We start from the raw sequence: 26,008 nt of genomic DNA on the forward strand, positions 1-26,008 counted from the left end.
CGAGTACTCAAAGGTATAACAATGGAATCACTTTTGTGGGCAATCGATCTGGCCCTGGTGGCGTACTTTTGCATCTGGGCCATTCGCGAAGACAGTAATTCAAAACATGACGATATGCCTGGCGGTAAACAAGTAACTCCTGAAGCTGGCCGCGAGCAGACACGGAAGCGCGACCATGCGTGATATTTTCATGCTCGGTATTTTGCCACTCCTAGTATACCTAATGGCCAAACGGCCGTTTATCGGTCTCGGTATGTGGGTATGGACTGCTTTGTTCTTCCCTAACGCATGGGTCTACGGTGCTGCTTCAAGCATCCGCTACAATCTACTATTTACTGGAGTATCTATCCTGTCCTATATGGTCATGAAAAATAAACCAAAATTCTTGCCCGGTGGGCTAGGATGCCTGGTTTTCTTATTTTTCATATGGACCACGTTCAGCACGATGTTCACAATCGGGCGGCCTGATGTGGCTTGGGAAATCTGGACTCGTTTCGCGAAAATTATTACGCTATTCGTATTCGTCCTGCTTATCATTGAGAAAAAGCTGCATGTCGACTTTATGCTGGGATGTGTGGTGTTATCGGTCGGATTTTACGCCAATCTCGAATCGCTAAAATTCATCGTATCTGGTGGTAACCACATGATTCACGGAATGTCTGGCCACGTCCTAGGTGATCGTAATGAGCTAGCGGTTGCGTTTTGCATGACATTGCCAATTTGCTACTATTTATTGGGTGAGTATGGGAAGAGATCGCAGATCATGCGCTTAGGTTTAATGGGGACCATGGCGCTGCTTGTCTTCGGTGTCGTAGGTACGCAGTCGCGCGGCGGATTCATCGCGCTCACCGTTCTGGCTGCTTATCTTTTCCTCAAGAGCGAACGCAAGATTTTAGTTGGTATTCTAGGAATAATCCTCATTGCCGTCATCGCCCAGATTGCTTCCGATGATTGGCTCGGCCGCATCAACACGATCGAAACTGCAACCGACGACGCGTCCTTCATGGGACGAGTCGTGGCCTGGAAACTGAGCTTCATCCTTGCAATGCAAAACCCATTTTTTGGGGGTGGCTTCAAATCACTCGAGAATTTCGCGGTATGGCTTGAACTCTCACGCGATTTTTTTTCTTACCCGTGGTTTTATACAGGAGATCGTTTACCCAACACCGAGTTTGCACGTGCAGCGCATAGCGTTTATTTCCAAGTACTGGGCGAGCACGGATTTGTCGGTCTAGGGCTGTATGTGACAATGCTGGTGACTGCTTTCCTCAAAGCCGGAAGCGTGGCGCGCCAGGCCCGCCAGCGCGGCGCACCCAATTGGTTGCGTACGCTCGCGACTATGCTCCAGCTTAGTATTTTTGCATTCTCGGTTGGCGCAGCCGCACTCAGCTTTGCCTATTTCGATTTGATTTTCGCTTTGATCGGACTCGTGATCGTACTCGAAAAGCGTGTGCTGCCGTCGGCAATCCCGGCGACGCTGGCCGCGCCCATCGATCATTCCCAGCTCGCCAAAACAAGTTTGCCAATTCAATGATCATGCACGCGTCCCACTCTCCGCTCACTGGACTGACCCTGCGTGCGCTCGGAAATGCCCTTGGCACTACCATCGGCAGGAATCGTGTCTGCGTCATCAACTACCACCGGGTGCTGCACAGCCCTGAACCGCTGCTGGCATCCGAACCGGACGTGGATACGTTTCGCTGGCAAATGGAACTACTGGCTCGCTGTTTCCATGTGATGTCTCTCCATGACGCATTGCGGGCAATCGCCGTTGGCAAAGTACCGCAGCGCGCTGTCTGTATTACCTTCGATGACGGTTATCGATCGATTCATGAGCTCGCACTACCCGTACTGCGCGAGTTCGGGCTACCTGCTACTGTGTTCGTGACCAGTGGCTACATTGGTCAGGGCAGCATGTGGAACGATCGCATCATCGCCACGGTACAAGCTCTCCCGGCCGGAGAGCTCGACCTGGAGGACATTGGACTTGGCACTTACCAGCTGCGCAATCTTGCGCAGCGCAGGCATTCGCTTGAACTGCTCATCGAACGGTCCAAATACCTGCCGCCAGCTGCCCGTGATAATCTGGTAGACCGGCTCGATCGACTAACGGACAAGGAAACCCGGCACGATCCAATGCTGACACGCGACATGATTATTGATCTCAATCATCATGGCATCGATATCGGCGCACATACCGTATCCCATCCCATCCTTACCAGCTTGGACGATCAAACTGCATGGCATGAAATTGCGGGTGGCAAGGCGCAGCTTGAAGCCATCATCGGCAAGTCGGTGCGCCTGTTCGCCTACCCCAACGGCAAGGACGGCAAGGATTTCGACGAGCGTCATGTGGCCATGGTGCGCAAAGCCGGCTTCGATGCTGCGTTTACCACCGCCGCGGGTTCATTCGGCCGTTGCCATGACCCGTTCAAACTGCCACGCAGCCGTCCTTGGGATGATGCCCCGTTAACATTTGGCCTACGCCTGTTGCGCTGGCTTGCGCCGGGGGCGCCCTGAGATGGTCCAGACCGATCTAGACCTCCCCAGAGTCTGCGCCTGCAAGATGGATATAGAAACATGAGTAAACGTGCATTACTGATTGCCTTCCACTTTCCGCCCCAGGCCGCAAGCAGTGGCATCCAACGGACCTTGAGTTTTTCAAAGTATCTTGTGCGTCATGGCTGGGAACCAATGGTTTTGTCAGCCCATCCACGGGCTTATTTGCAGCAAAACCCGTCCCAGCTCGCCAGCATTCCAGCCAGTATGGTGGTGCGGCGTGCGTTCGCGCTCGATACCAAGCGCCACCTCGGCTTGCAGGGACGCTATCCGGAAACGATGGCGCTTCCCGACCGCTGGATCAGCTGGTGGTGCGATGGTGTGCTGTCGGGCCTGCGCCTGGTGCGCAAGCATCGGCCGCAGGTGCTATGGTCGACCTTCCCGATACCGACCGCGCACCTGATCGGCCTGACGCTGCAGCGCCTGACCGGCCTGCCCTGGATCGCCGACTTCAGGGATCCCATGCTGCAACCGAGCTATCCGGTGTCGAAGCGCCAGCGCGGCATCTATGGCTGGCTCGAACGGCAGACCTTGCTGCGCTGCCGTTACGCGGTATTCACCACCCGGAGCGCACTTGCCGACTACCGCATGCGTTTCCCGGATATCGACCCAGCCAAGCTGCGCCTGATCGAGAACGGCTACGACGAGGAAGAATTCGGCGCCCTGATCGGCGACACGATGCCCATGCGCAGCCAGCAGCAAGCGGTGACACTCCTGCATAGCGGCGTCCTGTACCGCAACGGTCGCGATCCCGAGCCATTCCTGGTGGCACTGGCGGCGCTGAAAGCAGCTGGTCGAATCGATGCGGCGTCGCTACGTGTGGTCTTGCGCGCGCCAGGTGACATCAACGGCACCAGGGCCAAGGTAACGCGCCAGGGCGTGGACGATATCGTCTCCGTACTGCCGCCGGTCCCCTACCGCGAGGCGCTGGCCGAAATGATGAGCGCCGACGCGCTGCTGCTGTTCCAGGGAACGCCGTTCAATAGCCAGGTGCCGGCCAAGGTCTACGAGTACTTCCGGGCGCGCAAACCGATCCTGGGGCTGGTCGATCCGGCTGGCGAGACTGCGTCGATCCTGCGCGAAGCAGGCTTCGATGGTATCGTCGCTACTGACCAGACCGACGCCATCGTCGACGCCCTCGACCGCTTCATTCCGGAAGTTCGTGGTGGCAGCGCCTATGTCGCGAGCGATGCGGTCGTCGCGCGCTCGACCCGCACCCACAAGGCCGGCGAACTGGCCGTGCTATTCGATGAGGCAAGCCGATGAGCAAGCAAAAAGAGAACGTCAACCGCCAGATCGCCAAGGGCGCGATCTGGATGGTGGCGTTCAAGATGCTCGATCGCAGCATTGCCGTCGTCAGCACGGTCATCCTGGCCCGCATGCTCGACCCCCACGATTTCGGCCTGGTCGGGATGGCGATGATCCTGTTGGCTGCGCTGAGCCTGCTCGTGTCATTCGGCTTTGACATCCAGCTGATCCAGAATCCCAATGCCGGACGCGACGAATTCGATACCGCATGGACTTTCAGCGTAATCTTCTCGGTCGGCTGTGCCCTGATCCTGATGCTGCTGGCTGCGCCAGCTGCCACGTTCTATCGCGAGCCACGGCTCGAGGCCATTGTCTATGTACTTGCGGTGGGTTTCGCGCTGGAAGGCTTCTCGAACATTGGCACCGTCGCATTCCGACGCGAAATGCGTTTCGATCGGGAATTCAAATTCTTGATGAGCAAGCGCCTTGCAAGCCTGGTGGTCACTATCCCGCTCGCGATCTATCTGCGCAGCTACTGGGCGCTGGTCATCGGCCAACTGACCGGCATCGTGCTCTCGCTGGCGCTCTCGTATGTGGTCAGCACCTATCGTCCGCGCTTTTCGCTCAAGGCCAAGGTTGATATGTTCCATACCTCGAAATGGCTGATGCTGAACAGCTTCTTCCAGTTCATCCATAACCGCGCCGCTGGATTCCTGCTGGCGCGCAGCAGCGGCGCCGATGCCGTCGGTATCTATTCGATTTCCACCGAGATCGCCCACCTGCCCTCGAATGAGCTGGTAGCGCCAGTCAACCGCGCCGCCTTCCCCGGCTACGCCAAGGTCGCGCACGACCTTCCGGCACTGCGCGCCAGCTTCCTGAAGGTGATCGGCGCCATCGCCATGGTCTCGATTCCAAGCGGGGTCGGCATCATTATGCTCGCCGATCTGCTGGTGCCCGCCGCACTTGGCTGGAAATGGGTAAGCGCCATTCCAGTGATCCAGTTGCTTGCGGTGTTCGGCGTGATCAAGGCGGTGCAGACTAACATTTCCTATATCTACCTGGCCCTCGGCCAGGTGCGCCGGATTACCTGGATCTCATGTATCCAGGTCGCCTTCCTGCTGCTGGTGCTGATTCCGAGCACGATCGAGTGGGGTGTGATGGGTGCGGCCGGCGCCTATCTCGCCACCGGCGTGCTGATGATCCCGGTTAACCAGGTACTGGTTGCCCGCTGCCTCGACCTGGACGGCAGCACCTTCATGCGCGAACTGCTGCGGCCGCTGGCGGCGGCCAGTATCATGGCACTGGTATTGATGGCGCTGAAGAGTCAACTGGTGCTGCGCCACGAAACCCTGGACTACGTACTGGCCTTGCTACTGTGCGTCGCGGTCGGCGTCCTGGTCTATGTGCCGGTGCTCTACCTGTTGTGGCGGCTGTTCGCGCAGAACGCCGGCATCGAGCGCCACGCTTTCCTGACTTTGCAAGGCATGCTGGGCAAGGCCGGCATCCGGATCAAGCTGGTGAGTTGAGCGGGCTCAGGGTTCCCGCATCCAGCGGTCGACCTGCCTGAGCGGAAGATTGATACGTGCGCAGCCGATCTGGTCGGGGCGCACGTTCAGCTCGATCATGTGGGGGCCATTGACAGCGATCGCGACATCGACGCCGGCCACGTTCATTTTCGGGAAGGCCTGCATGGCGCGCGCGGCCACGGCCTGGCAATCGGCCCAGTAGGGCAGCGCCACCCCCGCGACCTGGCCGCCAGTGTCAGGATGCCGGTTCATGGTCTGTAGCGGATTCTTCGCATTGGCGGCATGCAGCAACTTGCCGCTAGCGAGATCGACCGGGCAATAGAGGCCGCCGCTGCTGGTGTTGTCGACCAGGCTTCCATGGCGTCCCACGCGCAGGAAAGCGCCGGCAATCCTGACTTCCCCGCGGGCCTGGTACAGCCAGATACGCAGGGTATTGACCGAACTCGGGTGGATTGCCGACAACACCGGATGCTGTTCCAGGTAGTGCTCGACGATATAGCCTTCATGGTTGCGTGCGGCCAGCTCCCACCAGTCGGGCAGGCTGGTCTCTTGCCCGGTGGCCGGGTGGATCAACGTTGGACCGGCCCCGATGCGAAAGGCAGAAAAACCGACGCCTCCATAGCCCTCGACCGGTTTGAAGCAAATGGTCTTTCCCATCAATTCCCGACACAGGCGCTCGAGGTCTTCCAGCTGGCGCAGGGAGCTACCGTCGGTGCGCGCCCCACGCTGCGGATGCAGGAAGCCGATGCATTCCGGCGTCGGCACGCCGACCAGCTGCAGCACGGCCTTTTCGATGAGCTTGTGTTGCGAACTCTTCTGGTAAGGGCGCGCGTTCCAGCGATCGATGAATGCGTTGTATTCCTTGCGGTTCAGATGTGCCCACTTGTCCCCAAACGGAACCCCGGGCCGCCACCAGCGCGCCTGGAGGTAGTAGCCCGGGCCGATGCCGCGCAAAGCAAACAGGGCCGCCATTTCAATCGACTGGCGCCAGAACGGCAGGTGTTCCAGGTCGGGGCGCGTGCGCAACGTGGCCCATGCTTGTCGTACGTCTTTGATGGCTTGCAAGCTCATGTCTTACCTTGTTGACGGTTTGGGAAAGTCCCGCCGCGGGCATGGCGGGGCCCCGGTCGGGCTAGCGCGGTACACCGTCGCGCCGCGCCAGGAACCGCGCGAATTCGAGCACGCCGCTCATCTCGGCCTCGAATTCGATCATGTCGACATTACCGCCATCGAGGAAGCGTGGCAGGAAATAGCGCTCGTCCTCGCCTGCGCCGCGCGTCAGTCCCGGCACACAGGTGGTGGCGGTGCGCACGTCGAGCGCGGCCAGAGTGGTCGCCGCCGCCGCGTCGTAGGCGCCACTCGGATAGCAATAGTGGTGCGGTCGCGGTAGGCCGGCGGCCATGATGTACTGGCGACAGGCCTCGATATTGGCGCGGTTGCGATCCGGGTCGCCCTTGTAGTAATGGTGTGCCCGCCCGTGCAGTTCGATCCGGCAGCCACGCGCGGCAGCCGCGCGCAATTCGTGCGGACGCATGTAGCTGAACCGGCGCGAGGCCAGGTCGAGGGTAGCCGGATCGATGCCCAGCGCGCTGCCGAAGCGCTCGAGTGCCGTCGTGACGGCGTCTGCATCGCGCGGCTGCGCGCCGAACCAGCGATCGGCATTCTCGATCAGGCGCGCGCGTTCTTCCCGCACATCGAGCGCGTAATTTCCATCGAGCGGTACGCCAAATCCAGCCAATTCGACCTTGGGCAGGACTGACTTCCATACTAGGTAGCGCAGCACCACCCCTGCGACCGGCGCACCGGTATCGCAGATCTCGGTATGCAGGTACAGGACCGGTTGATGACCATATTGAGCCAAAAGTGGCAACAGGCAGGCCTCGCTCGAATACCAGCCGTCATCGAGCGTGATCGCAAGCGGGATGCCGCCGGAGGCGCCGTTCGGCGTCGCCATCTGGTCCAGGCTGGCCGACACGAATCCCTTGGCGCGCAGCCAGTCCAGGCGCTGCCTGAGCATCTGGCTTTGGCAGAACAGCTTGCCGTTGTACCGATGCTCATCACCCAGCGCACCACCGTGGTAGCATAGGATGCGTCCACGGTGGCGCGTCAGGCGGCGGAACAGGGCAAAGATCCCCACGGCGCGCGCCAGGCGCAGGACATTCAGTTTCAGGCTCATGTCGGCGCTCCATTGACCTTGGCGGCATGATATTGTGCCCACTCCTGGTGCCGCGCACGCGGCCAGACCAGGGTGTAGGCGGCTGGCCGGTAGGTACCCGCTTCAAACAAGCGCCTCCGGGTCGCCGACTTGGCCAGTGCATTGCCGCGCGCTGCCTCGTCGAACGACATGAACAGCACATGTGCCCCGCCCTTCTGGGGCACTTCGCGCAGGTAGGCCAGGTGCGGACTGACCGTCGCGACGGCCGGATCGTAGAACCAGCTGCCGGCAATCATGCCACGCGCCATGGGATAGTGTTCGTACAGGTCGGCGCAGCAACGATAGCATTCGTTGCGACCCGCCTCATTGAATTCGGCCATGTAGAACTTGTGCGCATGAATTTCAAGGAAGGGCCGGAATCCGCCGATACGGAAGAACAGTGCCAGCCGGCCCATGAATGCAGACCAGCCCGCTTTCCAGAGGACCGAACGGCCAACGCCCGAATTGGTATCGATCAGGTTCGAGCCGGCGGCGATCATGCGCAGCGTCGCCAGTCCAAAATCTTTCAGGAACAGGTCATCGTCCAGGGTGCATGCTGCGTGGGTCGGCCCCGGATCGCTGAGGATGCGCTCGTAATGCCTGAGCTGGTGGCCAATCACACGCGGTGGCAGGCGTACAAAAGCCGGGTTCGCCAATGTCTCGCCCATCGCGGTCAGCAGTGCGGCAAACAGGAAGTCGCGCTCGGCCCCAGGCTTGCCATCGCGCGCCACGAGCGCAGCTAGCGTCTGACGTGCCGAGGCCGGCACATGACGATAGCCTGCGCCAAGCGGAGGCGCGCAGAACGTGGCCAGGAAATGGCCGATCGCATCCAGATCCCGATTGAAACGTGGCGTGGCGTCGGACAGCTTGAGCGGCAAGATGGCACGCAGACGTGCATGCAGTTCAGAGCAGTTCTCTACGGACATTATTTGTTCTCAGGAGCCCTCCGCAGAGTGAAGGCCGGCCACGCGCGATGTGGCGCATCCCGGTGCGGAGCACAGGAATTATAGACGAGATATTGCCAAAGCATCACTTCAGTACTCAGCCGTGTGCCTGGCCGATACCGCCATTCGACGCGTAACAGGTTTTACACCAGCACCTCTGGCGCCGACGGATGACCGAGGAAAGCCGCCGGGCTGGCGCTCGGCCCATAGGCCCCCGACTGGAACACCACTACCAAGTCGCCAACATCCGCATGCGGCAGCGCCATGCGCTCGGCCAGCAGGTCGAGCGGAGTACATAGGGGACCGACGACCGACACCACCTCGTGCTCCCCGGCGTCGACCCGGTTGCCGATCGCGACAGGGTAATTCTTGCGGATCACCTGGCCGAAATTTCCAGATGCCGCCAGATGATGATGCAGGCCACCATCGGTTACCAAAAACACCTGGCCGCGCGACAGCTTGCGGTCGATCACGCGCGCCACGTAGACGCCGGCCTCGCCCACGATGTAGCGTCCCAACTCGATCGACAGGCGCGCTTGCGGCAGCCCGGCTCGCACGCGCGCTGCCTGTACCTGCAGTCCGGCGCCGATCGGCGCCAGGTCCAGCGGCATCTCGCCTGGGAAATAAGGAATGCCGAAGCCGCCGCCGATATTCAGTGTGCGCACCGGATGCGGGCTGGCCTGCGCCAGCGCCAATGCCAGGTTGACCGTCCGGGCCTGGGTTTCCACGATCGCATCTGCCTTCAGGCTCTGCGAGCCGCTGAAGATGTGGAAGCCCCTCACGTCCAAGCCGAGCTGGCCGGCCAGCGCCAGCAGGCGCGGGGCGTCCTCGGCATCGATTCCGAACTGCTTGGCGCCGCCGCCCATGCGCATGCCCGAGCCCTTTAGCTCGAAATCTGGATTGATGCGCAACACCAGCAATGGCGCGATGCCCAGCTCGGCGCCGATGCGCGCCAGTGAACGGATTTCGCGCTCGGATTCGGCGTGCACGCTTACCCCGGCGGCAACCGCCTGGGCCAGTTCGGCGTCGCGCTTGCCGGGACCGGCGAAGCTGATATTTTCCGGGGCGATCCCGGTATCCAGCGCCACCTTCAGTTCGCCGCTCGACGCGACGTCCAGGCCGTCGACCAGGCCCGACAAATGCTGCACCAGGGCCGGCATCGGATTGGCCTTGATCGAGTAATGCAGCTCCATATCGGGCGGCAGGTGCTGGCGCAGCAGCTGCACGCGCTGCGTGACCAGGGCCCGGTCGTAGGCATAAAACGGCGTCTGGCCCACCCGCTGCGCGAGGCGGGTCAAAGCAATCCCGCCTACCTGCAGGCAGTTGTCAACCACAGCAAACAGGGTCTGGGCGGCGTGCGCCGGCTTGATACTCATGGAGCAGAATCTCCGAACAGGTGAATGAAGGCGGCGCGTAGCTGCACGCGGTCGAACTTGCCGTTCGGGTTGCGCGGGAAGGCTTGTACGCGCAGGGCGATATGGGCCGGGACCATCCAGGCCGGCAAGCGGCGCTGGCATTCCTTGAGCAAGGCGGCCGCCTCCAGGGTCGCTTCGCGTGGCTGCGCCAGCAGCACGATGGCCTGGCCCAGGACCGGGTGCGGCACGCCGAAAGCGACCGCCTCTGCGAGCAGGCCGCTGGCGTGGGCCGCTTCCTCGACCTCGCTCGGACTGACGCGGTAGCCCGACACCTTGATCATGTCGTCGCTGCGGCCGATGAAATACAGGTAGCCCTCGGCATCCATGCGCACCGTATCGCCCGACCATACCGCCATCTCGGCCAGCGGCAGCGCTGCATCGCGCCCTGGCGCCGGGCGGAAGCGCTCGGCGGTCTTGGCCGGATCGTTCCAGTAGCCCAGCGCCACCAGTGCACCGCGGTGCACCAGTTCGCCCGGCTCGTCCGGCGCGCACGGTGTGCCGTCCGGGCGCACCACCAGCACCTCGGCGTTGGGGATCGCGCGCCCCATCGAATCCGGGCGCCGGTCCAGCTCCTCGGGCGGCAGGTAGGTCGAGCGGAAGGCCTCGGTCAGGCCATACATCAGGAACAGCCGCGCGTCCGGCAGGACAGCGCGCAGCGCCGTCACCGTGGTGGCCGGCATGGCGCCTCCGGAATTGGTCAAATAACGCAGGCTGGTGTCGCGCGGCCAGTCGAGCGCGGCGAGCTGGATCCACAGCGGCGGCACTGCCGCCAGGCCGGTGATGCGCTCCGCCGCCACCGCCTTCAGAATGTCCTTCGCGAACAGGTGGTTAATCAGCACCACTGTGGCGCCACTGAGGAAGGCCGTGGTCAGCTGGCTCAGGCCATAGTCGAAGCTGAGCGGCAGCACGGCCAGGATGCGGTCATGCGGGCCGTTGCCGAGGTAGCCCGCCACGCTGCGCGCGCCAGCCACCAGGTTCCGGTGCGACAGCACGACGCCCTTCGGCTTGCCGGTACTGCCCGAGGTGTACAAGATGGCCGCCAGGTCGGCGTCGATGACGCGCCGCACCGCCAGCTCGGCCTCGGCGGCCGGCTGCCCCGCGCTCCAGGCGCGCACGGCGATGCCGCGCGCTGCCAGCTCCGGATACGTCCCCGGCGCGCCGGTGACGAAGATCGACCGCAGCGCCGGGCAATCGGCCAGCGCCGCGGCCAGTCCCGCCAGGCGCTCGGGCGAGGTCACCAGCGAGCGCACCGCGCAGTCAGCCAGGATATACGCCACCTGGTCCGCCTTGAGCAGCGGATTGACCGGCACGAACACGGCGCCGGCGGCTACGGCGCCGAACAGCGCCGCTACATTCTCCACCTGCTTGTCGAGATAGACGGCGACCCGCTCGCCGCGTTCCACCCCGGCGGCAATAAAAGTGCCAGACGCCTGTTCGACCAGCCGTGCCAGGGCGGCGTAGTCGAGCCGGTGGGCGCCATGGACGAGTGCCTCGGCGCCGGGCGTACGGCGCGCGGAGTCGAAAATGAAATCGTGGATCAGGTCGGGCATGGTCTAGTCTCTCGGGTGCGGTCCTGGCCGCCGTGCAGGGCGCAATCTTAACAGCTTGTGCGCCCTCGCCGCCCTGGCCTGGCTCGCAAAAGCCATGATTCGTGGCAAATTTTGCACGTCAGCCGCTATACTCGCCGCATGCCCCCCGTAGCCCCTTCATCAACGCGCCCCCGGATTCCGATCGCACCGGTGCTGTCGGCCACCTCGCTGCGGCGCGCGCGTGGCCCCGGCCTGCCCTCGGTGCTCGACGCCGGCGCCGTGCGCTGCGTCACCAGCGGCCGAGTGGCGATCGCGCTAGCCCTGCGCGCGATGGGCGTCCAGGCCGGCGACCGGGTGCTGGTACCGGCCTGGCACAGCCCGTCGATGATCCCGCCGGTGCTGTGGCGCGGTGCGGTGCCGGTGTTCTATCGGGTCGGGCCCGACGGCGCAGCAGACCTGGCGGACATCGCGGCCAAGGCGCCGCAGGCACAGGTGCTGATGGCCACCCATTATTTCGGCTTTCCGCAAGATCTGGCACCGCTGCAGGCGCTGTGCGACGCACACGGCCTGCAATTGCTGGAAGATTGCGCGCATGCCTTCATCGGCAGCCATGCGGGCCGGCCGCTGGGGTCGTTCGGCGACTATGCGATCGCCAGCACCATGAAATTCCTGCCCGTCTACGAGGGCGGACTGCTGGTCTCGGCGCGCCATGACCTGGCAACGGTCGTCCTGCAACCGGCCGGCGTCGCCTTCGAGGCCAAGATCGCGCTCAATTCGCTCGAACGCGGCTTCGAGTACGGGCGGCTGGCGCTCCTGCGTGCCTTGCTGTGGCCGGCGCTCGCGCTCAAGGACGCATTGCGCAAGCCGCGCGGCGCGTCCACGGGGCCGGCGCCGGCGCTGGCGCCGTCCTCGTCCGACAGCAGCTTCACGCTCGACCCGGCCTGGATCGACAAGCGCTCATCATTGTTCGCGCGCGTGCTGCTGCGGCTGTCCTCGGCCACGCGCATCGCCAGGCTGCGCCGTGCCCACTACCTGCGCTTGGACGCGGCGCTGCGCTGCCTGCCCGGTATCCGGCCCTTGTATCCGACGCTGCCGGACGGTGTCTGTCCCTGGGCCTACCCGCTGCTGGTGGAGGATCCCGACCGCCTGGCCGCGCGCCTCGGCGGCGCCGAGGTGCCGGTGCTGCGCTTCGGGCGTCCGCTGTGGCAGGGCGTCGACGCCGCCACTTGTGCCAATGCCGTCCACCTGTCGGAGCACGTGCTGGCCCTGCCCTGCCACCAGGAGCTGCGGCCGCGCGAGCTCGACTGGCTGATCGCAGCCACCCGCAAGGCGGTGGGAGCATGAAGTGGCAGTTGGTTCCAGCGGCGCGCTTCCCCGAGTTCGCCGAACGCTGGCGCACACTGCATGCGCGCGGCCCCGCCAGCGTGCTGCTGGACGCCGACTTCGTGGCGCCGCTGGTGGAATGCTTCGCGCGGCCCGGCACGCTGCTGGCCTGCTGCGAAAGCCAGGGCGTCACGCTCGCGATGGCGCTGGTGGCGCCCAGCGGACGTGGGGCCTGGGCCACGCTGCAGCCGAGCCAGGCCCCGCTCGGCCTGTGGCTGATGGCGCCGGACCAGGCCCTGGCGCCGCTGTTGGCTGGCTTGCTGCGCGCTTTGCCGGGCTTGCCTTTGGTGCTCGGCCTGACCCAGGCCGATCCGATGCTGCTGGCGCGCCCGCCCGACTCGCCACGGCTGCGCACCCTGGACTATATCGACACCGCGCGCGTCACGCTGGCGGGTGGCTTCGACGCCTACTGGCAGGCGCGCGGCAAGAACCTGCGCGCCAACCTTAAAAAGCAGCGCGCGCGCCTGGAGCGTGAGGGCGTGGCGCCTCGCCTCGAGATCGTGCGCACACCGGCTGCGATGGCGGCGGCGGTGGCCCAGTACGGGCTACTCGAGAGCAGCGGCTGGAAGTCCGGGCAAGGCACGGCGGTACACGCCAATAATACCCAGGGCCGCTATTATCGCGCCATGCTCGAGGCGCTGTCAGCGCGCGGCGCGGCAAGCGTGTATCGTTACTGGTTTGGCGAGCAGTTGGTGGCGATGGACCTGTGCGTCGAAGATGGCGACAGCATCGTGGTGCTCAAGACGGCCTACGACGAAAGCGTCGGCGCTGGCCTGTCGCCCACGCTGCTGATGCGCGAGGAAGCGTGCCGCCGCCTGTTCGACGAGGGCCGCTTCAGTCGCCTGGAGTTCTATGGCCGCGTGATGGAGTGGCATCTGCGCTGGACCGGGGAGGTACGCACTATGTACCATATCAATTATTACCGCTGGCCGGCGGTACGGCGCCTGCAGGCGATGCTCGAGTCGATCCGTGAATCGAGCATCGCCGCGCGTCCGGCGGCGCAGTGAACGGAGCAATTCATGTATCTTGACCAAGTCAAAACCCTTCTCATCGACGTGCTTGCCCTGGGCCCTTCGGGCCAGGCGCTGGACGCCGATTCACCGCTGCTGGGCAGCCTGCCGGAACTCGATTCGATGGCGGTCGTGACCCTGATCGGAGCACTCGAAGAGCAGTTCGGTATCATGATCGACGACGACGACATCAGCGCCAGCACCTTTTCCACCCTGGGCAGCCTGGCCGACTTCGTGGCCGCCAAGGCCGCCTGATGTCGCGCGCCGAGCCGCTATTCCTGGACACCCCCGGCGGCGCGCGCTTCTGCCTGTACCACCCTCCCCATGGCGAGACGCGCGGCGCGCTGCTGTACCTGCACCCGTTCGCCGAAGAGATGAACAAGTCGCGCCGCATGGCTGCCCTGGCGGCGCGCCGGCTGGCCGCGCGCGGGGTCGGCGTGCTGCAGCTCGACCTGCACGGCTGCGGCGACAGCGCCGGCGAATTCCACGAGGCGCGCTGGGATGGCTGGCAAGCCGACGTCAAGGCCGGTCTCGACTGGCTGCAGGCGCGCCTGGGCCTGCAGCCCGGGCTGTGGGGCCTGCGCCTGGGCGCCCTGCTGGGGCTCGATTACGCGGCGCGGGCGCAGCAGGCGCCCGCGCGGCTGCTGCTGTGGCAGCCGGTGCTGTCCGGCGCCCAGCACCTGAACCAGTTCCTGCGCCTGCGCGTGGCCGGGGAAATGCTGCAGGAAGGCGGCGCGTCTGGCGGCACCGCCGCGCTGCGCGCGCGCCTGCAAGCCGGCGAGGTTCTCGAGATCGGTGGCTACGAACTGCATCCGGCGCTGGCGCTGGCGCTTGACGGCGTCGATGCCGCGCGCATGGCCGCGCCGCGTTGCCATGTCGACTGGTTCGAGATGGTGCCCGAGGCCGGCCGCCCGCCGGCACCGGCATCTGCGCGCCTGGTCGACAGCTGGCGCGCGGGCGGGGGCGAGGCGCAGCTGGCCACGCTTGCCGGACCCGCCTTCTGGACCACGCAGGAGATCGCCGAAGCACCGGCCCTGCTGGACGCCAGCGCCAATACCTACCCGGACACCGCATGATGCCAATCAGCGAACGCGCACTCTCCTTTGCCTGCGGCGCTGAGCACTTGATCGGCATCCTGAGCCTGCCGCAAGAGCCGGCCCCGCGCGGCGTGGTGATCGTGGTCGGCGGCCCCCAGGTACGCTGCGGCAGCCATCGCCAGTTCACCCTGCTGGCGCGCATGCTGGCCGCCGGCGGCACGCCGGTGCTGCGCTTCGACTACCGCGGCATGGGCGACAGCGAAGGCGCGCAGCGCGCCTTCGACAGCGTCGACGACGACCTGCGCGCCGCGATCGACTGCTTCCAGCGCGCAGTGCCTGGCCTGCGCGAAATCGTGTTGTGGGGCTTGTGCGATGGCGCCGCCGCCGCCGCCCTGTATGCGCCGCAGGATGCGCGCGTGGCAGGCCTGGTGCTGCTCAATCCCTGGGTGCGTACCGAGGAAGGCGCCGCGCGCGCCACCCTCAAGCACTATTATCGCGACCGCCTGCGCGACCCGGCTTTGTGGAAGAAGATCGCGCAAGGCGGTTTCAACCCGATCAAGGCCGCGGCATCGTTCGTCGGCGTGGCCCGCCGCGCGCTGCTGCCGGCGCCGGCCAGGCCGGATGCCGATTGCGGCGCGGCGCTGCCCGAGCGCCTGCATGGGTCGCTGCGACGCTTCGGGGGCAGGGTGCTGGTGGTGCTCAGCGGCGCCGACCTGACGGCCCAGGAATTCAGCGTGGTGGCCGAGGCGCCGCACTGGCGCAGCCTGCTGCAGGAGCCGCGCTTCACGCGCCAGGTGCTGGCCGGCGCCGACCATACTTTCTCGCGCCGCGCGTGGCATGAACAGGCCGGCGCCTGGACCGCCGGCTGGCTCGCCGGCTGGTGACTCAGCGCCGCAAGCAGGCCGCGAAGTCCTCGAACGCGCCGTAGGCGGGGGCGCCCGGCCGCGGCGCCCCGCACAGGTCGGGACCGGCGGTGGCGGCGTCGCGTAAAGGCGCCCCATCCTTCCAGCGCAGGTCGAGCGTGGCAGGATCGGCGAACAGCAGCCGCTGCGGGTGGTAGCCGAGATAGGTCAGCCCGATCGGCGTGACCCGATTGTCGCCCAGCTTTAGCCGGCCGCCGTCGCGTGCTAGCAGTCCGCCGTCGACCAGGTTGCCATCAAGGCGGGCGCTGCTCTCGGCGAAACGCACTTGCACCCCGGCGGTGTCCAACAGCGTGTTGTCGAGGATGCGGCTGTTTGCGCCGCGGTTGACATAGATGCCGGCATCGGAACACGACGCGACCAGGTTGGCGCGCATCGTTCCCCCTTCATGCTCGGCAGCGCAGCGTCCGTCGCGACAATATCGCCTGCCGGAGCCGCCGCCACCGAACGAGAGGCCGACGCGCTGGCCGGAATGGCCGCGCAACAGGTGTTCGCACACGATCACATTGCGTTCGAACAGGGTGCCCGTGGCCGCGCCCTTGGCGAAGGCGCCGTAACTGATGCCGTCCCCCCCCGCCTTGACGAAGTCGGTGATCAGGTTGCCGCGTATGACCCAGCCGCTGGCCGCCACCAGGTCGATCGGCGTGACCGGCTTGCTGGTCTTGCGCACGGTGCCATTATTCAGGCTGTTCTGGGCAATCAGGCCGTCGTCCGGAAATCCGTGGCGGCTGCCGTTGATCTTGAAGTGGGCGTTGAAGTCGCTGATGGTGTTGTTCAGCGCTGCGAATCCCTGCCCCCTGCCGGTCACGTGGAAGGCGTGCTCGCAATGGGCATGCACCTTGCACACGCCGCGGATGGTGAGGTTCTCGAAGCGCCAGTAAGGCGCTGCGACCAGGAATCCTTCGGCCCCGTCGAACTCGATCGTCACGCTGCCCGGCTGCGCCGCGCGCACCACGATCGGCGCGCCCTTCACGCCCGGCCTGCGCGCTTCCAGCTTGCGCACCCGGTATATCCCCGGCGCGAATGTGATGGTGTCGCCGGCCAGTGCGCCTGCAAAGGCCTGGCGCGCCTGTTCGACGTCAGTCACCAGCCGGCCCGCGCGGCCGGTCTCGCCCACTGGCTGGGGCTGGGCGCCGGCCACCAACTGCGGCAAGGGATAGGGTCCGCCATCGGTGCCGCGGTCGAGCCGGCGCAGGACGGCGCCGGTCCAGCTGCCGGTGCCGGTGATCAGCGCATTGTGGCCGGAACTGCGCCGTTCGATATAGGGCGCCAGTGCACGCGGTGTCACTCCTTGCGCGTGCAGGTAGAACAGTGCAACGACGGCCACCAGGCCCGCCAGCACGATCAGGGAAGCGGTCGCGCACCGCGCCAGCCTCACGCCCCGGCCTTGATCCCGTGGCGCGCCAGCAGGTCGTACAGGGTCGGTCGGCTTATTCCCAGGACCTCGGACGCTTTGACGATATTGCCGTCGACCCGCGCCAGCGCCTTGACAATGGCCTTGTACTCGGCCTCGTCGCGCACCTGACGCAGGTTGATCGGTTCTTCTTCGAGTCCCTCGACTGGCAGCCCGAGATCGTCGGCCATGATGGTATTACCGTCGGCCATGATGACCGCGCGCTTGATGTAGTTTTCCATCTCGCGCACATTGCCGGGCCATCCATAGGCTTCGATGGCGGCGATCGCATCCGGCGCGAAATTGAGCGCGGCCCGTCCTTCCTGGGCGCAGAACTTATTCTTGAAGTGGTGCGCCAGCAGCGCCGCGTCGCCTTCGCGCACCCGTAGCGGCGGGATCGTCACCACGATCTCGGACAGGCGGTAGTACAAGTCTTCGCGGAAGCGTCCCTGAGCGCATAACTCCTTGAGCTTCTGATGGGTCGCGCAGACGATGCGCACGTCGACCGGGATTTCCTCGTGGCCGCCGATGCGCTCGATCACCCGCTCCTGTAAAAAGCGCAGCAGTTTGGCCTGCAGCGGCATCGGCAGGTCGCCCACCTCGTCGAGGAAGAACGTACCGCCATGGGCCAGTTCGACCTTGCCCTTGGTTTGCTTGGCCGCGCCGGTGAAGGCCCCCTTCTCGTAACCGAACAGTTCGCTCTCGAGCAGGTTCTCGGGAATCGCGGCGCAGTTGATTGCCATGAAACGGCCCTTGGCGCGCGGCGACAGGGCGTGGATGGCGCGCGCCAGCACTTCCTTGCCGGTGCCCGATTCGCCCAGCACCATCACCGAGGCCGAGGTCGGCGACACTTTTTCGATGGTGCGGCAGACCTTGAGCATGCCGGGGTCGCGCGTGATCACGCCGCCCAGCGGAGAGTCGGCGCCGCTCTGCTGCATCCGGCGGTTCTCTTGCTGCAGATTGTGCAGGAAGAAGGCACGCTGGATCACCAGGTTCAGCACTTCGGGATCGACCGGCTTGTGATGGAAATCGTAGGCACCCATGCCGATCGCCTTGACCGCATTGCCATGGTCCTGGTTGCCGGTCAGGACGATTACGCGCGTATCCGGCGCCAGCGCCAGGATCTGCTGCAGGGTCGCCAGGCCTTCGGTCGAGCCGTCCGGATCGGGCGGCAGGCCCAGGTCCATGGTCACCACCGCCGGTTCGTGGCGCCGGATCTGGGCCAGCGCCGCCTCGCGGTCGCCCGCGACCGCCACGTCATAGGCGTCCAGGCTCCAGCGCAACTGCTTCTGCAGGCCCGGGTCGTCTTCGATGATCAAGAGTTTGGATTTGTTTGCGGTCACGGTATTCCTGGTGTCAAGCGGCCCTCGGGGCCAACTGCGTTTCTTGTCGGTATGGCGGTAGCACGATGCGGAAGGTGGTGCCATTGCCTGGTTCGCTCATGACTTCCAGGCAGCCGCCAAGTTCATGAATATACTCGCGGCTTTCGAATACGCCGATCCCCATGCCGGCCGACTTGGTCGAATCGAAGGGCCGGAACAGGCGCTCGCGGATGAACTCCTCGCTCATACCTTCGCCGGTATCGACGATCTCGACCAGCACCCCGGCCGCCGTCTCGGCGACCCGGATATCGACCTGGCCGCTCTTCGGTGTCGCTTCGATCGCGTTCTGGATCAGGTGGCCAACCACCCGTTCGAGGCGTTCGCGCTCGGCCAGTACGGACAGGCCCGCCATTTCAATCCGCAGGCATGGATGCGGCTCGAACGCGCCCTTCAGGGCCAGCGCCTGGCGCACCACCTCTTCGACCACCAGCGGCACTGGCCGCTCCTGGGTATTCGTGGTGCGGCTCAGCTTTTGCAACAGCAGCTTCATCTTCTGCACCGAGAAATCGATGGTCTCCAGCATATCGGCCTGGAACTCGGGATTGTCCTTGTGGCGCGCGGCATTCGCGTTCATCAGCGACAGCTGGGCCACCAAGTTCTTGAGGTCGTGCACCACGAAGGTCGACATGCGGTTGAACGATTCGAACTGGCGCGCCACCAGCAGCGCTTCGGACGCCTCCTGCTGCGCCAAGTGGGCGGCGGCCTGGCTGCCGGCGACGCCGAGCAGGTCGATGATTTCCCAGTTCAGCTTGATCGGACTGCGCGCCTCTTGCAGCACCACGAAGCCGGACAGGCGGCCGTGCATGATCAGCGGCACCACTAGCCAGGCACGCGGATACTCCTGCAACCAGGACGGCAGCGCCATTGCATCGTATTTTTCGGGGCTGCTCTCGTACTCATTGAGGTCGATCACCCACTGGCTCGATTCGAGAAACGCGACGAAGGGCGAATCGGCTGCTTCAGATACGGCCAGGACCGGCATATGCCAGTGCGCCTGCGGCTCGAAGCCGCCTGCTTCGCGGCGCTGCCACAACACCCCGCCCGGGCTCTCGACCAGGGCCGCCACCGCCTCGATCACGCGCTGGCCAAGGTCCGGGCCGGGCTTGGACAGGGTGCGGGTAAACCGCATCCACTCTTCGCGGTAATCATAGTTATAGCGGTAAAAATGCTTGCTGATGAAGACCTTGAGCCAGGCGCGAAAGGTCCCCGAGAACAGGATGCTGCCCAGCAGGATCACGGTGCCGAACAGGAAAGTCACCTGCATCACCATGCCCCAGTCGCCGCCGACCAGGCGCAGGTAGTAGCCGGCGAAACCCATTGCCAGCAGGTACACCGCTGAGCCGAACAGTGCCGCGGAGTGGAACACCGCGCGCCGCGACAGCGTCAGCGGCGAGGTCCACGACTCGCTGCGTCCCACCGAGATCGCCAGCAGGGGTACACTCAGCGAATTGACCAGGCCGCGCGCAGCCCAGATGTTCGGATTGACTTCGCGGAACAGCATGGCGTGGCTATACAGGTAAAAGTCATAGGCAAAGATGCTGCCGACCCCGAGGCAGGCAAACTTGGTGGCCCAGCGCTGCTGCAGCGAACGGCTGCGGTACACCTGCTCGACCAGCAGCATCCCCCAGATCGCCATGCCGACCCGCGCGATCACCGGCAGTTGGCTTTGCTCGCGCAACAGGCCCAGATTCCAGACACCGGCGATATTCGCAGCGAGGGACAGCAGGTAGGCCAGCACCGCCAGCGCCAGGACTGGACGCAGGCCGAACGGCAGGCGGCTGCTGGGTGTGAACCAATTGCCCAGCAACGCCAACATGAACAGCGACCAGCCGGCGTTGCGCAGGATCTCGAAACCATCGGTCAGGCTCGACCACATGAAACCGTTGCTGGCTTCGAGCGCCGATGCCGAACCCCACAGCACGGTAAGCAGCGAAGCTACGCCCAGCATCGTGCGCGGCAACGAATCGCGGCGTCGCAGCAGAGGCACGCACAGCACCGCGAAGCAAGCCGCCGCCAGTGCATGGCTATAGATGACGATACTGGTCAGCGAGGCGACGTCCATGGGAAACAAGGTGGTTGGGCCGGCGGCAGCGCCGCCGACGGGCGCGGCATCAGCGGCCGCTGCGGAACAGGACGACCTTGAGCGTGTTTATCAAGATCAGGATGTCGAGGAACAGGCTATTGTTCTTGACGTAGTAGAGATCGTACTGGAGTTTCTGCAGCGCGTCTTCGGCCGAGGAACCGTAGCCGTAGCGCACCTGGGCCCAGCCCGTGATACCCGGTTTGACGCTATGGCGCACATTATAGTATGGGACCACTTCGATCAGCTGTTCGACGAAATACGGGCGCTCGGGACGCGGTCCGACAAAGGACATGTCGCCCTTGAACACATTGAGGATTTGCGGCAGTTCATCGATCCGGGTCTTGCGCATGAAATTACCAACACGGGTCACGCGCGGATCGTTCTGCGCCGCCCACTGTGGCTGGCCGCTTTTCTCGGCATCGGCGCGCATCGAACGAAATTTATGAACAAGGAAGGGCTTGCCATCCTTGCCCACCCGCTCCTGCGAATAGAAAATCGGACCGCGGTCTTCGAACCGGACGGCCACTGCTGCAGCCAGCATCAGCGGGAAGGTCAGGAGCAGGATCAGGACACTGCAAACCAAGTCGAAGCTGCGTTTCATGAAGGTGCGCACGAAGCTCTGGTCGAAGCCGCCGCCGAACACCAGCCACGAAGGCTGGAGCGAATCGACCCGGATCTGGCAGGTTTCGCGCTCGAAGAAGGTGGCGGCGTCGGTGACCTTGATGCCCTGCAGTTTGCAGTCCAGCAGTTCCTTGATCGGGAAGCCGCCGCGCCGGTTCTGCACCGACACCACGATCTCGCCGACGTTGTACAGGCGCGCCAGGGAGACTAGGCTGTCGCCGTCGCGCACCTTGAGCAGGCTGGTTGGGGCGACGCACAATTCTTCGCTTGGATTTGGGATGAAGCCGGCGATCTCGTATTTATGATAACGTGATTTGCGGGTCGCCAGTTCGCTGCACTCCTTGGCCAGCGGGCCGCCGCCCAGGAACATGATACGTGACTGAAGGAGCCTGGCTTCGGAGGTCTTGAAGAACACCATGCGCGCCAGGAAGATGCCGCAGCCGGCTAGAATGAACACCACCAGCATGGTGCCGCGCCCCAGATACAATTCGGGCGCGATATAGAACACCAGCGCCAGTATGCCGAAGCCCATCAGGAAGGCGGGCATCAACTTCATGAAGAAGGGGTGGCGCAGGCCTTCGTCGAAATCGAGTTGGTACATGCCCATCGCGCTCATGCTGAAGATGATGGCAGCGGCAAACGCAAAGGCCGATGTGAACAAGTGATCGAACTGCAGGGTAGCGCCTTCGTACTCGAGCATGCGTACTGCCACGCCGAGATAGGCGGCAGCCAGCAGCACCAGGAGCTCGACGAATAGCAGCAGGAAAGCGATCTTCGATACGTAATGGTTGGCGATTCTAAACACGTTCAGCCTCCGGTTTTCCGGTTACTTTTCTGGATTTGCATCGTGGTTCGCTTACTTTGCCAGGTCGGCCACATACCAGTCCATCGCCTGTTCCAGACCGGCATCGATACGGTGCGTTGGCCGGTAACCCAGCAGGGATGCCGCCTTGCCAATGTCGGCCTGTGAATGGCGCACATCGCCGCGGCGAAAATCGACAAAACGTGGCTGGTGCCCGGACACATGCGCGAAACGCGGCGCCAGCGCAGCGCGCATCATCTGGTACAGCTGCCTGAGCGTGGTGCGCTCGCCCAGCGCGATATTGAACACCTGGCCGGCGGCATCCTTGCCGGCCAGGCCAGCCAGGATGTTCGCCTGCACCACATTGTCGATGAAGCAGAAATCGCGGCTGGTCTCGCCGTCGCCGTTGATGCGCAATTCGTCATTGCGAATCAACGCCGCGATCCACTGCGGGATCACGGCGGCATAGGCGCCATTCGGATCCTGACGTGGTCCGAACACGTTGAAATAGCGCAGGCCGATTGCTTCCAGGCCATAGGTACGGCCGAAAACATTGGCATACAGCTCGTTGACATACTTGGTCACGGCATACGGCGACAGCGGATTGCCGATCCGGTCTTCGATCTTGGGCAGGTCGGGATGATCGCCATAGGTCGAGCTGGAAGCGGCATACACGAAGCGCCGCACGCTGGCGTCGCGCGCCGCCACCAGCATGTTCAGGAAGCCGTCGACATTGACGGCATTGGTGGTCACCGGATCGTCGATAGAGCGCGACACCGAGCCGAGTGCGGCCTGGTGCAGCACGACGTCGGCGCCCTTGCAGGCGCGGTGGCAATTGTCGGCGTTACGGATATCACCTTCGATGAAGGTAAAGCCTTGCCAAGCGCCATCACCAACGGCGGCACGCACCTGTTCCAGGTTATGGCGATGGCCGGTCGCGAAGTTGTCGAGACCAACCACGCGCTGGTTCAGGCGCAGCAGGGCCTCCACCAGGTTGGAACCAATGAAGCCGGCCGCACCGGTGACTAGCCAGTGAAGGGGCTGTTGCGCGAGCTGTTGCTGGACTTCGTCGTACTTGTTCACGTTAACACACTTCCTAGATTAGGCACACCGCATGCGGCGGCCTGCATGACCGGCGCTTACAGGCGCCAGACGCAATGCCCGGCATCTTGCAGGGCTGTCGGATCGAACTGCGACTTGACGTCGATGAAGCAGCCGCCGGCGTTGAGCTTGGACTGGATATCGGCCAGCGACAGGGCCATAACTTCCTTGTGAGGGACTGCCACGATCATGGCGTCGGCCTTCGGCAGGCTGGCCCAGCTTTCGAGCTGGACGCCATACTCGTGCTGCGCCTCGCCGGCATTGGCAACCGGGTCATGCACATGCACGTTCACGCCGTATGTTTGCAGCTCATGGATGATGTCGGCCACCTTCGAGTTGCGCAGGTCGGGGCAGTTTTCCTTGAACGTCAGGCCGATCACATTGACTTTGGCGCCCTTGACATGGAAACCGGAAGAAATCATCGACTTGACGGTTTTCTCGGCCACGAACTTGGCCATGCCGTCATTGATGCGGCGCCCGGCCAGGATCACCTGAGGGTGATAGCCGATCATCTCGGCCTTGTGCGTCAGGTAATACGGATCGACGCCGATGCAATGGCCGCCCACCAGGCCTGGACGGAACGGCAAGAAGTTCCACTTGGTGCCGGCGGCCTTGAGTACATCGAGCGTATCGATGCCGATCTTGTCGAAGATAATCGCCAGCTCATTCATGAGGGCGATGTTCAAGTCGCGCTGGGTATTTTCGATCACCTTGGCGGCTTCGGCCACCTTGATGCTCGGGGCACGGTAGACGCCGGCCGTGATCACCGCTTCATAGAGCTGGGCGATACGCTCGAGCGTATCGGAGTCGTCTCCCGAGACCACCTTGAGGATGGTGGTCAGGGTGTGTTCCTTGTCGCCCGGGTTGATGCGCTCGGGCGAGAAACCGATATGGAAATCTTGCATCCATTTGAGGCCCGATTCACGCTCCAGAATCGGGACGCAGACTTCCTCGGTCGCGCCCGGATACACGGTCGACTCGTAGATGACCACGGCGCCGCGTTTCATGTGGGCGCCGACCGACTTGCTGGCGCCGATTAGCGGCGTAAAGTCGGGGTTGTGCGCGATGTCGACCGGGGTCGGCACCGCGACCACAATGTAGTCGGCGCGGGCCAGCAGCGACGCATCGGTGGTCACTTCGAGCTGGCGCGCCTGCTGGAGTTGTTCGCTCGAGACCTCTCCGGTTGGGTCGACGAAACGCTTGTAGTTTTCGATCTTGGCTGCAGACAGGTCGAATCCAATGGTACGAACCTTCTTGCCGAACTCGACCGCGAGGGGCAAGCCTACATAGCCAAGTCCAACCACTGCAACGACTTCATCTGCTTTCATAATCGGGTTCCATCATAGAATTAAATTTTGCTATTATGCTAATTTTACTATAGCACGAATGAGATGCCGCACTCAACCGACGCGATACCACTTTGTCGGAGAGTAACCACAGTAAGGAATAGTTGTTACCTTTTTTTTACGCTAATGCGCGAAATCAGCGCGACAACCGTTGAAGTACTTATTTCAAGGCACATCAACCGTGTCTTAGGTGCAATATTATCATTTTCTCCAGGACAAGCTTTCTCAAAGCTCAATCGTGCGCATGGCGGCTAAGCAAGCCGGTGCCGCCCAGTTGCTGCGTTAACGCTCGGGGATACCACCGATCTCGTCAGTTGCACATGGCAGCAGCTTCGACTGCCTGGCGCCAGCGCGGGCGCCAATGATGGTGGAAAATGCAGTCGGAAAGCTCGACATAAGGATCCGATAGGTTACGGTCAACACCATTACGATGACAAGCGGCGCGCATATCCAGAATATGACGTAAGGCACACTGCCGCCAAGCTTCTTATAAACCATTGCCAAGATCAGCAGCAGTGGTGCGTGTGCAACAAAGATGAAGAAACTATAGGGACTTTGCGATATCAACCAGCGCCCAATCGCTGTATTGCTCAGCAGAGCCATCGCAGGCCAGATCAGGAATGGGGCGATGAAACGAAAATAATTGGTGTTTGCGACTTGGAAATGCACGATTGCCATGCATGCCAGGATGAAGATGAGCAGGCAAGGCCAGGCAAACCGGTCCAGCGCCTGCAGGTTCCAGCCTCGCACCGCCGCCAGTCCGCCTATATAAAACATGATCGGCATGACGTCGCGCAGGACAAACAATCCATCCAAATTGTTATAGAAAAAGATAATGACCAGCACCAAGCCCAGCCAGGGCAACTTGCGCAACAGGACACCCATCAGCGGCGCCAGCATCATGACCGCAATGAGATCGCGCAAGAAATTCAAGGGGTAATTGATCGGCGACTTGGTCAGGCCGAGTGCGGCATTGATCCAGGTAGGCATATCAAACGGCGTCAACTGGTAGCTCGCCGCAATGCCGAACCAGCGCTGCATCCAGTATGCCGCCACCAGCAAGCCCAGATTGAATACCAGGAACGGCAGTACAATAGTGCGCAGTTTTTTGGCAGCCAGCTTGCGCCAATGCTGGTCGAGCCCGGACCAGAACAGCAGGTAGCCTGAAATGACCGTCAGCACCGGCACGGTGGCCCGAAACGCCGCATTCTGGAAAAATGCCTTGAGCTGGTCGAACAGGCCATTGCCCACTTCGGCAATCGGCACGTATGGCGGCACATGCAGGATGACGATCCCGACGATCATCGCATACCTGAGCATGGCGATACGCTGGAGAGTGTCATTCTGCGCTGGACCGCCAAGTGTGTGCATTGTGACGACCTAGAAGAATGTAATCTATCAATTCTATCCGAGGATGCATCATGCACGGTTAACTGGCGTCCGGCCGTGTTGCGTGCGATCGTGCCAGATGCGCGTGTCCTATCGGGCAGGTATGCCATGGAACTCAGGCCACCA

22 protein-coding genes are annotated in these 26,008 nt (G+C 63.3%); 10 read left to right on the top strand and 12 right to left on the bottom strand.

Annotation, left to right across the window (positions count from 1 at the left end; genetic code table 11):
- Positions 1–21: 21 nt before the first annotated feature.
- From GNT67_RS02760 to GNT67_RS02780, 5 genes are read left to right on the top strand one after another with little or no spacing between them, the layout of a single operon-like run.
- Positions 22–183 carry a hypothetical protein gene (locus GNT67_RS02760; RefSeq protein ID WP_159628359.1) on the top strand — a complete coding sequence of 54 codons (162 nt, stop codon included), beginning with the start codon at positions 22–24 and terminating at the stop codon, positions 181–183.
- Positions 176–1,534, top strand: a complete 1,359-nt coding sequence (locus GNT67_RS02765) for a putative O-glycosylation ligase, exosortase A system-associated (protein WP_159628361.1) — start codon at positions 176–178, stop codon at positions 1,532–1,534. The genes GNT67_RS02760 and GNT67_RS02765 overlap by 8 nt, the downstream gene beginning before the upstream one ends.
- A 2-nt stretch (positions 1,535–1,536) precedes the next feature.
- Positions 1,537–2,520 carry a polysaccharide deacetylase family protein gene (locus GNT67_RS02770; RefSeq protein ID WP_159628363.1) on the top strand — a complete coding sequence of 328 codons (984 nt, stop codon included), beginning with the start codon at positions 1,537–1,539 and terminating at the stop codon, positions 2,518–2,520.
- Between the two features lie 60 nt (positions 2,521–2,580).
- Entirely contained in the window at positions 2,581–3,825 is a 1,245-nt protein-coding gene (locus GNT67_RS02775) for a glycosyltransferase (RefSeq protein ID WP_201447556.1), read from the top strand.
- Entirely contained in the window at positions 3,822–5,333 is a 1,512-nt protein-coding gene (locus GNT67_RS02780; RefSeq protein ID WP_159628367.1) for a lipopolysaccharide biosynthesis protein, read from the top strand. Before GNT67_RS02775 ends, GNT67_RS02780 begins: the two co-directional genes overlap by 4 nt.
- Before the next feature lie 6 nt (positions 5,334–5,339).
- Here the strand turns inward: GNT67_RS02780 and GNT67_RS02785 are convergent, their stop codons facing one another.
- The 5 genes from GNT67_RS02785 to GNT67_RS02805 all read right to left on the bottom strand — a co-directional run bounded on the left by GNT67_RS02785 (position 5,340) and on the right by GNT67_RS02805 (position 11,436).
- Positions 5,340–6,404 carry a sugar-transfer associated ATP-grasp domain-containing protein gene (locus GNT67_RS02785; RefSeq protein ID WP_159628369.1) on the bottom strand — a complete coding sequence of 355 codons (1,065 nt, stop codon included), beginning with the start codon at positions 6,402–6,404 and terminating at the stop codon, positions 5,340–5,342.
- Positions 6,405–6,465: 61 nt separating this feature from the next.
- Entirely contained in the window at positions 6,466–7,509 is a 1,044-nt protein-coding gene (locus GNT67_RS02790) for a polysaccharide deacetylase family protein (RefSeq protein ID WP_159628371.1), read from the bottom strand.
- Complete coding sequence (locus GNT67_RS02795; protein ID WP_159628373.1) at positions 7,506–8,453, bottom strand: hypothetical protein; 948 nt, start codon at positions 8,451–8,453, stop codon at positions 7,506–7,508. The genes GNT67_RS02790 and GNT67_RS02795 overlap by 4 nt, the downstream gene beginning before the upstream one ends.
- Before the next feature lie 161 nt (positions 8,454–8,614).
- Positions 8,615–9,847 (bottom strand): pyridoxal-dependent decarboxylase, exosortase A system-associated, encoded by a 1,233-nt coding sequence (locus GNT67_RS02800; protein ID WP_159628375.1) that lies wholly within the window; start codon positions 9,845–9,847, stop codon positions 8,615–8,617.
- Positions 9,844–11,436, bottom strand: coding sequence for an acyl-CoA ligase (AMP-forming), exosortase A system-associated (locus tag GNT67_RS02805; RefSeq protein ID WP_159628377.1), 1,593 nt, complete (start codon positions 11,434–11,436; stop codon positions 9,844–9,846). The genes GNT67_RS02800 and GNT67_RS02805 overlap by 4 nt, the downstream gene beginning before the upstream one ends.
- 138 nt (positions 11,437–11,574) lie before the next feature.
- On the opposite strand from GNT67_RS02805, the gene GNT67_RS02810 reads away from it, so the two are divergent.
- Genes GNT67_RS02810 through GNT67_RS02830 form a run of 5 tightly spaced genes read left to right on the top strand, consistent with a single transcriptional unit; the run spans position 11,575 to position 15,729 of the window.
- Positions 11,575–12,759 carry a DegT/DnrJ/EryC1/StrS family aminotransferase gene (locus tag GNT67_RS02810; protein WP_159628379.1) on the top strand — a complete coding sequence of 395 codons (1,185 nt, stop codon included), beginning with the start codon at positions 11,575–11,577 and terminating at the stop codon, positions 12,757–12,759.
- A complete protein-coding gene (locus GNT67_RS02815) occupies positions 12,756–13,805 on the top strand; it encodes a GNAT family N-acetyltransferase (RefSeq protein WP_159628381.1) in 1,050 nt (349 codons plus the stop codon). Before GNT67_RS02810 ends, GNT67_RS02815 begins: the two co-directional genes overlap by 4 nt.
- A 12-nt stretch (positions 13,806–13,817) precedes the next feature.
- On the top strand, positions 13,818–14,063 hold the full coding sequence (locus GNT67_RS02820; protein ID WP_159628383.1) for an acyl carrier protein: 246 nt from the start codon (positions 13,818–13,820) through the stop codon (positions 14,061–14,063).
- The gene (locus GNT67_RS02825) at positions 14,063–14,884 is read left to right on the top strand and encodes a hydrolase 2, exosortase A system-associated (RefSeq protein ID WP_159628385.1); all 822 of its coding nucleotides are present in this window, start codon (positions 14,063–14,065) and stop codon (positions 14,882–14,884) included. Before GNT67_RS02820 ends, GNT67_RS02825 begins: the two co-directional genes overlap by 1 nt.
- Entirely contained in the window at positions 14,881–15,729 is an 849-nt protein-coding gene (locus GNT67_RS02830; protein ID WP_308637943.1) for a hydrolase 1, exosortase A system-associated, read from the top strand. The genes GNT67_RS02825 and GNT67_RS02830 overlap by 4 nt, the downstream gene beginning before the upstream one ends.
- Position 15,730: 1 nt before the next feature.
- Here the strand turns inward: GNT67_RS02830 and GNT67_RS02835 are convergent, their stop codons facing one another.
- From GNT67_RS02835 to GNT67_RS02865, 7 genes are all read right to left on the bottom strand, one after another.
- A complete protein-coding gene (locus GNT67_RS02835; protein WP_159628387.1) occupies positions 15,731–17,143 on the bottom strand; it encodes a right-handed parallel beta-helix repeat-containing protein in 1,413 nt (470 codons plus the stop codon).
- Positions 17,140–18,501, bottom strand: coding sequence for a PEP-CTERM-box response regulator transcription factor (gene prsR / locus GNT67_RS02840; protein WP_159628389.1), 1,362 nt, complete (start codon positions 18,499–18,501; stop codon positions 17,140–17,142). The genes GNT67_RS02835 and prsR overlap by 4 nt, the downstream gene beginning before the upstream one ends.
- Before the next feature lie 13 nt (positions 18,502–18,514).
- Positions 18,515–20,602, bottom strand: coding sequence for an XrtA/PEP-CTERM system histidine kinase PrsK (gene prsK / locus GNT67_RS02845; protein WP_159628391.1), 2,088 nt, complete (start codon positions 20,600–20,602; stop codon positions 18,515–18,517).
- Positions 20,603–20,651: 49 nt separating this feature from the next.
- A complete protein-coding gene (locus tag GNT67_RS02850) occupies positions 20,652–22,049 on the bottom strand; it encodes a TIGR03013 family XrtA/PEP-CTERM system glycosyltransferase (protein ID WP_159628393.1) in 1,398 nt (465 codons plus the stop codon).
- 51 nt (positions 22,050–22,100) lie between these two features.
- Entirely contained in the window at positions 22,101–23,129 is a 1,029-nt protein-coding gene (locus GNT67_RS02855; RefSeq protein ID WP_159628395.1) for an SDR family oxidoreductase, read from the bottom strand.
- A 56-nt stretch (positions 23,130–23,185) separates the two neighbouring features.
- Positions 23,186–24,475, bottom strand: a complete 1,290-nt coding sequence (locus GNT67_RS02860) for a nucleotide sugar dehydrogenase (RefSeq protein ID WP_159628397.1) — start codon at positions 24,473–24,475, stop codon at positions 23,186–23,188.
- A 300-nt stretch (positions 24,476–24,775) separates the two neighbouring features.
- A complete protein-coding gene (locus GNT67_RS02865; RefSeq protein WP_159628399.1) occupies positions 24,776–25,864 on the bottom strand; it encodes an acyltransferase family protein in 1,089 nt (362 codons plus the stop codon).
- Positions 25,865–26,008 lie beyond the last annotated feature (144 nt).

The sequence above is a fragment of the Massilia puerhi genome (assembly GCF_009861485.1).